This window comes from Komagataeibacter swingsii (assembly GCF_003207895.1).
GTDB lineage: Bacteria > Pseudomonadota > Alphaproteobacteria > Acetobacterales > Acetobacteraceae > Komagataeibacter > Komagataeibacter swingsii.
In genome coordinates, this window is the sequence record NZ_NKUB01000043.1 from 1 (window position 1) to 14,888 (window position 14,888).

At 59.7% G+C, this 14,888-nt stretch carries 11 protein-coding genes and 1 pseudogene; 7 read left to right on the top strand and 5 right to left on the bottom strand.

The annotated features are described in order from the left end of the window. The first annotated feature begins 518 nt into the window (after positions 1-518). Positions 519-1,442 carry a ketopantoate reductase family protein gene (locus tag CFR76_RS16095; protein ID WP_110557854.1) on the top strand — a complete coding sequence of 308 codons (924 nt, stop codon included), beginning with the start codon at positions 519-521 and terminating at the stop codon, positions 1,440-1,442. Here the strand turns inward: CFR76_RS16095 and CFR76_RS18850 are convergent. From CFR76_RS18850 to CFR76_RS16115, 4 genes are all read right to left on the bottom strand, one after another. Continuing rightward, positions 1,373-1,651, bottom strand: a complete 279-nt coding sequence (locus tag CFR76_RS18850; protein ID WP_110557855.1) for a DNA-binding domain-containing protein — start codon at positions 1,649-1,651, stop codon at positions 1,373-1,375. The two genes, CFR76_RS16095 and CFR76_RS18850, sit on opposite strands and share 70 nt — an antisense overlap. Continuing rightward, complete coding sequence (locus tag CFR76_RS16105; RefSeq protein ID WP_110557856.1) at positions 1,652-1,834, bottom strand: hypothetical protein; 183 nt, start codon at positions 1,832-1,834, stop codon at positions 1,652-1,654. It lies immediately after the preceding gene. An 81-nt stretch (positions 1,835-1,915) separates the two neighbouring features. After that, positions 1,916-3,439, bottom strand: coding sequence for a carboxylesterase family protein (locus CFR76_RS16110; RefSeq protein WP_244191989.1), 1,524 nt, complete (start codon positions 3,437-3,439; stop codon positions 1,916-1,918). 288 nt (positions 3,440-3,727) lie between these two features. Further along, the gene (locus CFR76_RS16115; RefSeq protein ID WP_408884377.1) at positions 3,728-6,061 is read right to left on the bottom strand and encodes a TonB-dependent receptor; all 2,334 of its coding nucleotides are present in this window, start codon (positions 6,059-6,061) and stop codon (positions 3,728-3,730) included. 592 nt (positions 6,062-6,653) lie between these two features. Between CFR76_RS16115 and CFR76_RS16125 the strand changes: the two genes are divergently transcribed. The 6 genes from CFR76_RS16125 (at position 6,654) to CFR76_RS16150 (ending at position 13,971) form a co-directional block, all read left to right on the top strand. Beyond that, on the top strand, positions 6,654-7,667 hold the full coding sequence (locus tag CFR76_RS16125; RefSeq protein WP_110557859.1) for a LacI family DNA-binding transcriptional regulator: 1,014 nt from the start codon (positions 6,654-6,656) through the stop codon (positions 7,665-7,667). Positions 7,668-7,791: 124 nt separating this feature from the next. Next, positions 7,792-8,733: a sugar phosphate isomerase/epimerase family protein gene (locus CFR76_RS16130; protein ID WP_208624023.1), complete on the top strand. Its 942-nt coding sequence runs from the start codon at positions 7,792-7,794 to the stop codon at positions 8,731-8,733. Beyond that, positions 8,730-9,773, top strand: coding sequence for a sugar phosphate isomerase/epimerase family protein (locus CFR76_RS16135; RefSeq protein WP_110557860.1), 1,044 nt, complete (start codon positions 8,730-8,732; stop codon positions 9,771-9,773). Before CFR76_RS16130 ends, CFR76_RS16135 begins: the two co-directional genes overlap by 4 nt. Before the next feature lie 16 nt (positions 9,774-9,789). Further along, the gene (locus tag CFR76_RS16140; RefSeq protein ID WP_110557861.1) at positions 9,790-10,887 is read left to right on the top strand and encodes a Gfo/Idh/MocA family protein; all 1,098 of its coding nucleotides are present in this window, start codon (positions 9,790-9,792) and stop codon (positions 10,885-10,887) included. 39 nt (positions 10,888-10,926) lie between these two features. Beyond that, positions 10,927-12,594, top strand: coding sequence for a GMC oxidoreductase (locus CFR76_RS16145; RefSeq protein WP_110557862.1), 1,668 nt, complete (start codon positions 10,927-10,929; stop codon positions 12,592-12,594). Positions 12,595-12,621: 27 nt separating this feature from the next. Then, entirely contained in the window at positions 12,622-13,971 is a 1,350-nt protein-coding gene (locus CFR76_RS16150; RefSeq protein ID WP_110557863.1) for an MFS transporter, read from the top strand. On the opposite strand, the pseudogene CFR76_RS18550 reads toward CFR76_RS16150, so the two are convergent. Continuing rightward, positions 13,950-14,746 (bottom strand): annotated as a pseudogene (locus tag CFR76_RS18550) (IS481 family transposase); the annotation flags it as partial. The gene CFR76_RS16150 and the pseudogene CFR76_RS18550 overlap by 22 nt on opposite strands. Positions 14,747-14,888: the final 142 nt, after the last annotated feature.

Below are 14,888 nucleotides of genomic sequence, written 5' to 3' on the forward strand. Positions count from 1 at the left end.
GACAGGCAAATGGACGGCCGCCGTGTATGTTGACAACCTGCAGAACAACAAGGGCAGCCTGTATTCCTTTACCGGAAGTGACAACAACCGTGTCCAGTATATCCAGACGCCGCGCTGGGTCGGGTGTGAACTGCATTACAATTTCTGAGTGCTGATTTTCATCAAAAGCAGTCCTGGGCATGGTAAAAATTGTCATCGGGATCTGATCCATGCCCCCGGCACCATATGCCGGGCGCTTGAACTGATATCTCATCCACTGGCAGCTTCGGCCAGGCAGGTTGGTTCCTCAGTGCCGTGCTGCCTGTCTGGTTACACGGGTTTCCGTTCACGTCAGGAACGGGGCGCTGTCACCCATAAAGTTCGAACAGCAGCCGAACCTGAATACCCAAGGCCAGCATCAGGCGCGGCGTCCGGGCACATCAGGGTTACGAACCAGCCTTGACCGCCACCTCCACAACGCCTCAACTCGCCTTTAACCGCAATGCATCATGGCGGATCAAGAAGAGGGAGACAGCGTGATGGGGTCAAGAATTCTTGTTGTCGGCGCAGGCGCCGTGGGTGGGTATTTTGGCGCCCGCATGGCCAGCGCCGGGCATGATATAACCTTTCTGGTGCGCGAAAGACGCCAGCAGCAACTCCGTGCCGAGGGCCTGTGCCTGATCAGTTCCGCGGGCGACGCCACCATCCGTCCCCAGATGGTGATGGCCAATAAGATTGACGGTCCCTACGATATCATCCTTCTTAGCGTAAAAGCCTATTCCCTGACTGCGGCAATGAATGATTTCGCGCCTGCGGTGGGGCCGTTGACCCGGATTGTCCCGCTTCTCAACGGCATGCAGCACCTTGATATCCTGGCGGACCGCTTCGGTCCTGCCGCGATCATGGGGGGCACGTGCTTTATCGTCAGCAAGCTTGATGCACAGGGACGCATTGTCCAGACGGGTACCCTCCCCCGGCTTTCCGTAGGTGAACAGGCAGGCAGCGATACGCCAGCGGCCCGCACTATTGCCCAAACCCTGTCAGGTCCCGGATTTGGAACGGTGTTTTCCACCCACATCCTGCAGGATATGTGGGACAAATGGGTCCTGCTTGCCGCCCTGGGCAGCATATGCTGCCTGATGCGGGGAACCGTGGGGGAAGTCTCCAGCCAGCCCGCAGGAAAGGCCTTTGCACGGGCTGTCATCCATGAATGTGCGTCAATAGCTGTCGCCGCCGGTTATCCCCTGCGGGATGCCACCCTGAAGGGGACCGTCAGTCTCCTGACGAAAACGGATTCAACCCTGACCTCCTCCATGTTTCGGGATCTGCTGCAGGGTGCCCCTGTGGAGGCTGGGCAGATTATCGGAGATCTGGTCAAACGGGCACGCGCACATCAGGTCCCTACCCCGCTTCTGGATCTCACGGATCTGAATCTGCGCGTATATGAACAGCAAAGTGAATAGCCCCTGGATTTCTGGACGCCCAGCCCCTCGGCTTTCGCGATCAGTTTCAGATCATCATAACAGGCCGCAATGGTCGGCTTTTCAGGCCGGCGCCACAGCGACTTGAAGATGTCCAGCGCCCGCTCATCGCACAGGGCGCGCCTGCCGGGATCGCCCTGGCATTTGCTGACCAGAAACGGAAGCCAGTGGGGACGCGGCACGCCAGCCACCTAACGCCGCCAGTCCATGACCGTGATGCGCGACAGGTTGGCTGCAAGGCGGACCTCATGCACCGCTTCCTCAACTGACAGGCCACTGTCGGTCAGGCGCTCGCTGCGATCCAGGCAGATGTCCGGGCTACGGGCGCGCGCTGTCACGGAAGCATGGGAGAGGATGAAGGGGTCAGCATTCATGAACGGCGGTTTTTTCCTGTCCGGGTATCATGGACCCGAGTCACATATCCGCCATGGGTGTCCGGCGCGGGTGATGCGTGATCACGGGAAAAGGCTGTTGGGAATGGTGGGGTGACGGTCCCAGAACCCGCAATGGTGACGGGCCGCCACGTCGCGTTCGATCCGGATTCCCCCATCGGCCGGCAGCGCCAGCACCGTAACATCGGGGGCCTGCGGGGTCCATGCCGGCCATGGTGCGGTCGTGCCCGATCGTCCAAACGTGGCCCACATATCCATCATCCGCGCGGACAGTACCTGCTGCGCGGGCGATAGCGGACCGGCGACGGATTTGTAACCAAACAGGTACAGCAGTTCCGCCGTGTGAGACGCGCCACGGTCAAATCCCGGCGCATCCGGCAGTTTCATGGCCAGAGAGCGGAAAGGAGGCGCCGTACGGTCAGCAAATTCATAAACGGCAACAGGCGTTGCGCCAGCCAGCACCGCAGCCCCCCGCAATGCGGGGCAGATCAGCATCTGGTCCGTGCGCAAGGCGGCAAGGGTATAGACCGGGTCCTGCCCCGGGGGAAGCGGGTATTCTTTCTGCAGGTTGCCTGCGAACCCACTGTAATCCTGCTTCAGTAGCGTATGGTACCGGTCGGTTGAGAGCGGATAATAGCCCGCAAGGAAGGTCCGCAGTTCATCGCGGTTGAAGCCGACCAGGACGGGAACGGAACCCACGGCGCCCGCCCGGATTGCCGCATCCACCGGCTGGGGCTGCAGGATACTGCCGGACGGTGTGATCGGAAACAGGGGGCGGGAGACGGATGTCCCGTCCTTCAGCCGGACGATTGGCTGCTGCCATACCGTATTCCATGCCGCAAGCAGGGTCGGAACCGGCAGGCGCTTCATGCAGGGCAACGGGTCAGGCCCCGCGCAGCCTGCAGCCTGCGCTGTTGCCGCGCCGATCCCTTCCATCACCACGCGTGCAGGTCGGCCAGGGCAGAAGCCGCTCTGCATGATCGCCTGTGTTACAAGCCCACGCGCTGCGGGCGCCGTCAGCACATCACATATGTTGGCAGCCCCGGCGGATTCCCCCACCAGGCTCATGCCCGTGGCATTGCCACCAAACGCCGCGATATTGTCATGGGTCCATTTCAGCGCCGATATGATATCGCTAAGGGCCAAGTCCCCTTGCGGCAGTCCCGGTTTCCCCCCAAGAGCCAGGAAACCGAAAACCCCCAGCCGGTAGGTGGGAATGACCACGATGGAATGGGTGCGCGTGGCGAATTCCGTCCCGTCATAACTGGCGGGCGTGCCGGTCTGGTTGCCGCCGCCATGAATGAATACGGTTACCGGAAGGTGGGCATGCGCATCCACGCCAGCAGGCCGGTAGATGTTGAGGTAAAGGCAGTCTTCATTCACCGTCTCGCCTATGTCGGCGCTGATCGACGCCGAACAGCCCTTGCGCGCGGTCGTGGCCCGGATGGGGGCGGGATAGGACGCAAGGGGCGTGGAGGGCTGCCACCTGGCCGGCCCCGTGGGCGGAGCGGCGAACGGCACGCCGAGGAAAATATCCGCATTCCCCTGCTTCATGCCCGAAAGCACGCCCGCGGGCGCCGTGACCATGGGGGCTGTGGCCTGTGCCGCCGGTGCCACCAACATGCCGGTGGCTGCGACAAGGGCAGCCGTGAGAAGCCTGTGCGCTAATGTCCATTCCTGCATATCGTCACCTGATCGTAATCCATTTCACTGGAGGTTTGACATATCTTGCGATCGCGCTTGATCTCCAACCCGGTGCGCAAAGTCATGATTGATTCGATGAACCGGTAGCGTCCATCGGTCCTGCAAACAGGCAGGCTACAGCACGTCCAAGAGGATCATCCATGCGGCCTGCCTGATCGTTCAGGATCGTGATCAGAATGAAGTGGAGATGGTTCCGGTCATGCTGAAGCGTGGCTCAACATAAAACTGTGCGCCGGATGAACCCGCGATATGCTGTCCGTTCAACAGCATTACCGCATGATAGTTGTCCGCAACCCCGGTCGTGCCCGTCCGGACCATGGAACCGGTCAGGTTTGTAAAATTCAACCGGAATGTAGGGGATTTGGCCACCAGGAAGGGCGAAAAACGATAGCCTAGCGAGATGGTATCGGTGACATAGCCCGGTATCCTCTCATCCCCGACCAGTGTAACGGACTGCGGGCCGGTATAATGCACGGTGGCATTGGCGAAGAAATGCCTGTTATCGTAAGTCAGGCCGAAATTGGCCATGACATGCGGCGCCATGATCGCCTCCTTGCCCTTGGTGGGCAGATAGGACGTGCCATACTGAACATTCGAATCCTGATGCGCATTGAGGTATTCAAACGAGGCATAGGGGCTGAAATGATGGAACGGACGCGTGGACAGCATGATGTCAAAACCACGCGCCGTCTGGTTCCCTGCATTGACGGTGCTGTACGAATTATTCGCGTTATAGACGCTCAGGAGGCGATTTGTAATCGCATAGTTGAATAGCGACAGGTCAAGGATGATGTAGCGGTTATTATAACGATACCCCAGTTCTTCCTTGATCGTGTACTGGTTGCGGGGCAGCGCCGTGTTTTCAGTAAGGTTGCTGGGATCGGGTGCCCGAAAATCCCCCTGCGCATTGACGTAAACCTGATGGTGGCGGTTAAAGGTATACGATGTCGAGAAACGCGGCAGGGGCACCACGGAATTAGACCCCATGGTCTGGTGCGTCAGGTAATTGTCGAACCAGTAGTTCATCATGGCGAATTTGAAACCGGCGGACACGACCAGACGGTCCTGGAAGTATTTTGCCGTATCCTGAATGAACAGCGCGTGGATCTGGTCGCCTGTCTGCTGGTTTGCCGAATAATAACGCTGGCCATTCTGGAAATAGGCGGTGGACAGGTTATCGGGATCATTGGAAAAACCGTTCTGGTTCACCGCGCTGTTCGGTCCCCACTGCCGACTTTGCGTATAGCCATACCAGTATCCAAATGTCATCTGGTTATGGCGTGAAATATCATAGGTTAGCTTGATGGTGGCGCCCGTGGTGGGCGTGCGCTGGTCAAAATAATTGACCGAAAGCTGTGAAGGCGATACCGCACTGCCATTGGCATAGGTCAGCCCGGACCCGGCTTCGCCACTGGCGGATGAACTCCATCCACGCCCGTAGGCAAAATAGGGTACCAGGTCAAAGTGCAGCTGGTCCGTCAGACGCAGGTGCACGGGCAGGGTCATGAACACTTCATTCCATGGCCCTTCCTGGTGGTTACCCCAGAAATTCGGACTATGCGGATCACTGCTGGCGCCCCACGTGCCCGTTCCGTGCTTCTTGGCATAAAACTGGTCAGCCGTGGGGTAGTTGTAGATGCCGTAACGTTCCTGGTTCCACGACAGGAAGAATTTTATGTAGGAATCCGTCCCGATATCCTTCTGCACGCCAAAGTCGATATGCTTCTTGTCCGATGCGCCTGCACCGATCCAGTTATCGGCATGGGTATGCGAAAACGAAAAGAACGAGCGCAGGCCGGTCTTGCCAATATCGCCGCTTTCCAGCCGGATAAACTGCCGGGACATGTCATTGGTGCCGTATGAAAAATCCGTCAGCCCGCCAAATTTGTGGCTGGGTGTATGCGTCATGACATTCATGACCCCCAGCGCCGCCGACGTGACGGGCTGGTCAATGGCGGATGTTCCCGGCGTGACCTCGATACGGTCCATGTTTTCCGTATCAATGTCTTCCTGAAGGTATTCGGTGCCGGATGTCACGACCGCGCCATCGACCAGCAGCGCCATATCCCCGTCATTCAGGCTGCGGCTTTCAATCGAACCGCCCGTCATGCCCGATGTATCCTGCGTCGATACGTTCAGGCTGGGCAGGTTCTTGACCATGTCCAGCGGCGTCCCCGCCGGGCTGCGCATATCCATGAACTGCCGGGTCACGGTCTGGATGCTGTGCGACGCCCTTTCCTGCCGCATCATGCCGCCGCCACCTGACCGGCCGGAACTGACCTGCAGGATTTCCGGAGCCGAAGTGGCCTGCACGGCATGCGCCCCCCGCGCCGCCGTGCCAGATGATGACGCAGGAGGTCTGGCGGCCGCCGCGTGGCGGCCCCTGGTCGTCTCGTTCACACCGTTCACACCCTGCGCATGTGAAACAGCAACAAACCCGGTGGTACCAAGAAGAAATGTCGTTAATAACCAGCATCTGCCGTAAAACATGGCACCTGCAACCATATCGGATCCCCCCGTAAACGATAACATGCTTTACCTGGCGGATGACACGACCAGGTGAAATGACATGCATGGGAAACGATTGCCATGATTCTGAATACCAAGTCCATCCTATTGTTCCCTGGTGGAAATAATAAATTTATGCCGCATTCCGCCATAAATAGCCAAAAACAGACAGGATCATTCCATAAAATACGCCCTTCTCCCTATCGCGCACCCGACTGAAAACAACCATTTATCATTACGTTACAAAAATATATGGCAAGCGTTGGCACTACCAGTTTCCCATTATTGTCGGCCCATGCGCCCCATCGCTTTCCAAATCCATATTCCAGCGCGAGTGTTGCAGATTGACGACAGTTCGCGCGCGCATGCCGGAACCATTTTCCCATCCTTACGCCGCGTGCCGGACGCCACGGCACCGAAGCCGCCCATGATTGGCCACACGACATCCGCATTCAGGCACTCGACCTGCGCCCAATGGCGCAATATCCTAGGGAATCCAAACATCAGGCATGCACCGGACCGGCAGCCTGAATATGCCATGCTTCCCCACCACCTGCGTGGGTGTAAAAACCGAGGAGACACCCGACAGGTGACCAAGCGCGTAACCCTGGCAGATCTGGCGGACCAGACCGGCCTGAACATTTCCACCGTAAGCCGCGCCCTGTCGCGGCCGGACCGGGTCAGCAACGAAACGCGGCGACTGGTTGAAAAGGTCGCCTCCCAGCTCGGCTATGAAACAAATGTTGCCGCCCGCAACCTGAGCCGTGGCACAACGGACACCATCCTGGTGCTGGCCTCCAGCTTTTCGGGGCAGGCGATTTCTCCGATTTTTACCGGAATTCTGCTGGGTGTATGCGAAGAGGCAAAAGCCCTTGGCCTGAACGTCATGCTGCGGCAGTACCTGGCACAGCCCATCTCGGCCAGCGATGTCATACGCTACCTGCAGGCTGGTGTGGCGGACAGCGTATTACTGGTGGCGACCGAACAGTGGCTGCCGGCGGCAGACCGGGGACCGGATCAGGAAATGTTGCCGATTGTCAGTATTTTCAACGACCTGACGACGGCTGGCCTCACCAGCGTCATGACACAGGAAGGGGATGGATACGTCGCGATTGTCGATCATCTGGTCGAACGCGGCCACCGGCACTTCGCCTTCGTATCCGGGCCGGCTGGCAGCGGCCATGAACATACCCGCTACAATGCCGTCAAAAACAGGCTTTCCACGCTTGGGCTGGGCAAGAAACTGATCCGCCTGGAGGGGGGGCCGTTTGACATGGCATCCGGCACGAAGGCGGCGCAGGCCTTTCTTGCATTGAAAAAACGTCCAACCGCCGTGATCTGCTGCAGCGACGGGCTGGCGCTGGGATTCATGCATACGATTCTGGGAAGCGGCCTGCGCGTACCGGAGGATGTCGCCATCGCCGGCTATGACGGCATGGACTACACCGCCTTCACCAGTCCGGCCCTGACCACCGTTATCCAGCCCACGCTGGAAATCGGCCGCGTTGCGGTGCAGGTGCTGGCCGACATTCACAATGGACGGATCACGACCCCCCGCCTTGTCGCCCTTGCGCCAACCTTTGTCGTGCGACAATCGACCTGACCTGTTTCGGCAAACGGTTGCATTCCTGTTATATTCCTGTATGTAGGCCATGAGACTACATTCGCGGCCGTTTCGTTACAGTTAATACATACCTTCGCCGCATGTGGACTTATTCAGGGAGCGCATGCAGGTGAAAATCGGAACAGATCTGGTTACTTTCTACAGCCCTGCTTTCTGGGGCGTTGCCACGGAGCCGGAAGTCGACCATCTGGCCGCTACGGATGGCCACACGGTATGGACCCGGATATTCGACAGCCTGCACGCCGCAGGCGTAACGGGTATCGAACTGGCCTTCCCGCCATTTGACCAGGCCGGCGCCGTGGCGGCATTCGGATCGGAAGCCGCCCTGGCCCATGCACTAAAAACCCGGAACCTGGAAATCTGGTCAAGCTTTTTCCCGGTCCTCGATCGTATTCCCGTTCATGAATATGGCAGCGCCGAGCCACGGATTCTGGCGCAGGTCGAGACAGCGGCGCGCTTCCTTGCGGCAACGGGCGGTACGGTGCTGGTGGCGGGCCTGCCCTGTCGCGCCACCTTCCTGTCCGAACCGCCCGCGTTTGTGGACCTGGCCTTTGCCGCGCCCATCGCCGGCCTGCTCAACCGCATGGGGTTCGTGGCCGCCCGCCATGGTGTCACGCTGGCGATCCATACGGAAGCCCACACCATTGCCTGCGCCCCACGTGATGTGGACCTGTTCATGCTGTTGACCGATCCGCGTTATGTTTCACTGTGCCCCGACCCGGCGCATATCATCCTTGAAGGCGGGAACCCGGCGGATGTGCTTGGGCGGCATGTCGAGCGCGTCGTGGCCATGCACTGGAAAGACGCAACCTGCGCCATGCCGGTCGATACCCCGATCGGGCAGGACATTCATGCCCGGCACCGGGACTATTTCTGTGAACTGGGCAATGGACAGGCCAATTTTGGCCGGCTGGCCGCCCTGCTTGCCCATGCTCCGCTACGGTGCGGTCCCATTCTGGAACTTGATGCCTGTCCCCGGCCCGTACCCGCCCTGCGACGGGGCGTTACGTTCGTCAACCTCCTGACCAGAGGGGGGGTGGCATGAAAGGCCCCGGCATTTTTGCTGCCCAGTTCATCGGGCCTGACGCCCCTTTCAACACCCTGCCCGGTCTGGCGCGGTGGGCAGCCGGACTGGGATACAAGGCTCTCCAGCTTCCCACGCATCTCGACCATATCTTCAACCTTGAACGGGCGGCGTCCAGTCAGGATTACTGTGATGGGATCCGGGGCATGCTGGCCGAACATGGTCTGGTCATCTCTGAACTGTCCACCCATATCCAGGGTCAGTGCGTTGCGGTCCATCCGGCCTATGATATCCAGTTCGACCGGTTTGCCCCCACATTCGTGCAGAACAACCCCGTGGCGCGCATGCAGTGGGCCATTTCCCGGCTGATTCTGGCCGCACGGGCGTCATCACGGCTGGGACTGAAGGCGCATGTGACCTTTTCCGGCGCGCTGGCATGGCCGTATCTCTACCCGTGGCCGCCACGTGATGACGGTCTGGTCGATCTTGCCTTTTCCACGCTTGCGGCACGCTGGCGCCCGATTGTGGATACGTTTGATGAAGCAGGCGTCAACCTGTGCTTTGAACTGCACCCCGGCGAGGACCTGCATGACGGCACAAGCTTCGAGCGTTTTGCCGCGTTGCTTGGCAACGCCCCGCGTTGCGCAATCCTGTACGATCCCAGCCATATGCTGCTCCAGCAGATGGACTACCTTGCCTTTATCGACCTGTACCACGACAGGATTGGCGCGTTTCACGTCAAGGACGCCGAATTTCACCCGACGGGCCGGCAGGGCGTGTACGGCGGCTTTGCCGACTGGCGCGACAGGGCCGGGCGGTTCCGTTCCCCCGGCGACGGGCAAATCGACTTCGGCGGCATTTTTTCACGTCTGACACAATATGGCTATGACGGCTGGGCGGTACTGGAATGGGAATGCTGCCTCAAGAGCGCGGCACAGGGCGCGCGTGAGGGGGCACCCTTCATACAACGCCACATGATCGAAATGACCACGCAGTCATTTGATGATTTTGCCTCAAGTCCGCTGTCAAACGACGAGCGACGGCGCTGTCTTGGCCTGTAAATTTCAGGAGAATGACATGAAGAAATGGCCCGTCGGCATGATCGGCGGCGCGCCCGGCTCCTTTATGGGAGACGTGCATCGCCGCGCGCTCGCCCTGACCGGACAGTTCTCGCTGGTTGCGGGGTGCCTGTCACGGCATGCAGTCCCGGCACTGAAGGCAGGGCAGGCGCTGGGGCTGGACCCGGCGCGCACTTACATCGACTGGACACAGATGGCACGGGCCGAAGCGGCCCGGACGGACGGCATCTCCCTTGCCATTATCGTAACCCCCAACGATATGCACCTGCCCGTCGCAGCTGCCTTTCTGGAGGCTGGCATCCCTGTACTGTGCGAAAAACCGCTTGCGCTTACGGTGGAGCAGGCCCGGCATTTTGCCGAGCGTTTCATCGCGCAGGCACAGGACATGATCGTGGCCTATACCTACAGCGGTTACGCCATGGTCCGTGAAGCCCGCCGGCTGGTGCATGATGGCGCACTGGGCGCGCTTAGAAATATCCAGGTTGAATACCTGCAGGACTGGCTTGGCAATGCCGATAGCGATGGCGGCTGGCGACTGGACCCGCGCACTGGCGGCGCAGGTGGCTGTCTGGGCGATATCGGAACACATGCCTTCCATCTGGCGGAATTTGTATCCGGCCTGCGTTGCGAAGTGCTCTCAGCCCGGGTTTCCCGACTGGTACCCCGCCACGCCGTGCCGGATGACGCGCAGATACAGCTACGCTTTTCCAACAACGCGGTCGGTAGCCTGTGGGTCAGTCAGGTTGCGACCGGGTGTGGCAACGCGCTGAGGTTACGCCTGTTCGGGGAAAAAGCCGGACTGGAATGGAACCAGGAACAGCCCGACAGCCTGATCATTTCCACAGCAGATGGCCGCGCGACCCATGTCGCGCGTGGGGGGAGCGCGGTCCAGACCCCCTCCCTGCTGCCACGCGGCCATCCCGAAGGGTATGAGGAAGCCTTTGCCCGGCTTTATGCCGATACGGCAAACCTGCTGGGCGGTCATGACGCCCCTCTCCTGCCCCGTCTGGCGGATGGAATGCGGGGACAGGAGTTTATCGAAGCCGCACTGGAGTCCGGCGCCCGGTACGGCGCATGGACCCTGCTGCAGGCATAGCCAGCCGCGACTTAATTTTTGCGCCATCAGGAACGGAATATGACCGGAACAGGATACGACGTCATTGTCGTGGGATCGGGGGCCGCGGGCGGCTTCGCGGCAAAGGAACTGACGGAACAGGGCCTGTCCGTGCTCGTGATCGAGGCCGGCCACTCCCTTTCGGCCAGCGACCTCAAACCACCCGCAGGTCAGGACAGGGGCGACAACGTGCAGTTGTTTCCCCGCATGAAGGCCACGCTGTCGGGCCAGCACATACAATCACGTGTGGCGTTCTTCAGCGAAACGCTGAAGCACCTCTTCGTCAATGACCGGCAGCACGGCTATACGACCCCGAAGGATGCCCCTTTCCTGTGGATCCGGGGGCAACAGACGGGGGGCCGGCTCCATACGTTCGGGCGCGTGCTGTTCCGGTGGTCCGATTATGACTTCAAGGGCGCAGGCCAGGGTGGCGGGGGCACGGACTGGCCCATATCATATGCGGATCTCGCGCCGTGGTATGAAAAGGTGGAAAGATTCCTTGGCATCCATGGCACCCGTGATGGCATTGAAACCGCGCCTGATGGTGTAATGGCCCAGTCCACCCCCCTGACGCCGGAGGAACGCAGCTTCCGCAGCGCGGTGGAGACACGCTGGCCAAGCCGGCATGTGGTGCCGTGGCGTTTCAACCCCCATAATGGCGGCCCGCTTCCCAGTTCCCTCAAGGCCGCGATGGCAACGGGAAGACTGACGGTACGCCCAGACGCCGTGGCGCGCGAAGTCATGACGGACCCCGCATCAGGGCGCGCAACAGGTGTATGCTATGTCGAGCGCAGGACGGGCGCGGTCTGCGCCGTCCATGCGAAAGCAGTCGTTGTCTGCGCATCACCCATAGAAAGCGTGCGCCTGCTGCTGAATTCACGCACTCGCCTGCATCCCGACGGGCTGGGAAACAGCTCCGGCACGCTTGGTCACTACTTCATGGACCAGTGCCCAAGCCTCATGTTCGGCCGCTGGCCCGCGGCCAGCCGGGAAGGTGAGGATGCGCCCCTGCCCGCCCATACCCTGTTTGGCACCACGGGCGGACTGTACATTCCCCGTTACGAAAATGCCTGCGGGGCGCATGATCCCGCTTTCATGCGCGGTTATACATACCAGGGTTCCATAGGCCGCCATGCCTTAGCCGGGAGGGGCGACGTACCGGTTGCGATCATGGGCTTCGGGGAAATGCTGCCTTACCGCACCAACGCCATTACCCTTGACCCGCGCCGACGCGACAGGTGGGGCATCCCCCTGCCCCATATCCGCTGCGCACTTCATGCCAATGAACGCGCCATGCTGCGCAAGCAGATCCGCGATTGCGCGGACATGATCGAGACGGGCGGCGGTCATGTTGACTTCTGGGCCTCCCCCCTTGGGCTGGGGGAGGGTGACGCGGGACTTTACCCTGACAAACCTTTTCCCATACGCTGGTTCATACGCAAGATGTTTCCAAAAAGCATGACCATGGGGGCCGCCATTCATGAAAGCGGCGGGGCGCGGATGGGAAATGATCCCGCGACGTCCGTGCTCAATCCATTCTGTCAGGCATGGGATGTGCCCAATATGTTTGTCACGGATGCATCCAGCTTTCCTACCGGCGGGGCGCTGGGCACGACGCTTACCGTCATGGCGGTCAGCATGCGGGCCTGCCACCATCTGGCCGAAGAACTTCGGGCCGGTCGCCTGTAACCGTCCATTCCAGCCGGGAGGCCAGTGATGTCATCCATAACCCGTGAAGTCTCCCTGCATGAGAAAGTCGCTTATGGATGTGGCGACCTTTCTTCCAACCTGATGTGGGGCATGACGTCATCGTACCTCATGTACTACTACACGGACATATACGGGCTGCCTGTGGGTGCCGTGGGCTGGATCCTGCTGGTGGCGCGGGTGTTTGACGCGTTCTGTGATCCTGCCATCGGTTATGTCATTGACCGCCAGGGCGGGCAGATTGTCCCCCGGCTGATCCGTTCTCTGGCGTTCCCGTTCGGGATGGCCGGGTTTGCATGCTTCCTGCCCCTGCCGTTTTCTCCGCACGGGAAAATACTGTGGGCCTTGCTGACATATATTGTTCTGGGCGCCATCTATTCCTGCATCAATACACCCTATGGTGCATTGGGCACGATGATCACCCGCCAGGCGCATGACCGGGTTGGCCTGAATTCCTTCAGGATGATGGGCTGCCAGGGCGGGCAGTTCATCGTATCGCTGTTTACGATTCCAGCCATTACGTGGCTTGGTGGTGGAACCGGCATGCTACAGCGCCAGCATGGCATGGCGCTGTATGCGCTGGGCCTTGCCATTACCGCGACACTCCTGTGGCGCTATGTCGGCCGCGCCTGCATTACGCGTTACCCGCCACAGCCCGCACGCCATTCACCCGTGGAGGTACTGCGCGTGCTGGCGCACAACCGGTGCTGGTGGCTGTGCAATGCCCTGGTGTTCCTGCAGTTTGCCGGGTTGGCCGCGCTGTATGGCTTTGCCCTGTACTATGCCCGGATCATTCTGGGAGGCAGTGAGGAAATGGGGGGTATCCTCCTGACCATAGCCACCATTATGGGGTTTGCCGGCGCCGTTATATGTCCCCGCGTCGTCCGCTGCCTTGGTGTTATCGGCAGCGCAACTGTATGCGTGGTCATTCAGGCCATGGCGTATCTGCTGCTGGTATCAGCCGGGAACGCCCTATCATTTTTCTTTGCGGGTTTCGCCATACTGACGCTGGCGCAAGGTGTAACCTCCCCACTGTATTATGTGCTTCTGGCCCATGGCATAGACATGGGCAGGATGACATCGCCGGTCAATACGGCTGGAATGGCCTATTCAATCAATACTCTGGTCACAAAAATGTCCATGGGTGTAACGGGATTCATACTTGCCTCTTTCCTTGCCCATGGTCATTACGCCGCCGACGTCCACATCGTTTTACCCAATCTGAAACACTGGGTCATGGCGGGATTTGTCTGGCTTCCACTTGGGGCGGTCGCACTGCAACTCGTCTTTCTGGCCCTATGGCCACGCGGCGCGGCAACCTCAACCCCGGAACGCCAGGTATTGCGTTCCGGGGTTTGATGGATAGGATTCGTGATGAATCTTGCCGGTTCTGAAGCCTGGATTTTACAGATGTATTCATAGGGTGTGAGACGACCCGGGATCTTGAGTCTTCGCCTGAAATTACAGGTAGCCCCGGAGTCAGTGTAGCGCGTCCCCAACTGGTCATGGCTGTCGTAATACGGGCGGTTCATCCACTCAACCTGACCATGGATTTATGGATGGTTGGGCTTTATCAGGCGATGTTCGAACCCGTTGGCTGCGCAGTTCAGGTCGAAATGCATGGAACGTGACCACGCCATGCGCCGGTTACAGAATTGCTCGGCGAACTGGATGTCGTTATCGGCCAGGATAGTATGGACCCGATAAGATGCGATGACATGTGGACCATGTTCCAAGCACTTCCACGCCGTTTTTCTGTTGGCTCTGTCCATGCGTTGCGTCACCGCCAACCAGCCCCTCCGGCCTGCGGCCGCCTGGACTTTGGCAATATCAACAAAGCTTCCGGGTTAACGCCAGAAGGGTTTCTCCCCTTCAGTATCAGGCAGGCATGAAATCCCGCAATGCGAAAGACAGCGATGCAGTCCTGGGCGTGTCAGATGCGGAATGGTGGCCAGAAACGCATAAAGGCAATCGTCCATAGGCCACGCCCATTGCATCGCGCGCCCCGGACAGGGTCGTTGAGCGCGGCTTTTCGGACCCGGCCTTCAGGTCCCCGGCATTCTGGCGTTTTCACCACCGTTATCGGACTGATTCCGCTCTCCCCGTTCAGCACCGGGAGCAAGGCTTTCGACAGCTATATTGCGGTTTGCACCGCATGCGTGATCATGATGCTGCCATTTAGAGCATTCTGTGATTAGGTTGATGCATATCCTGAGTTTTTGAGGTAGTTGGCACATTCCTGTGGTGAGAAGCCTTTGATGAGTGAGCCGATGCGT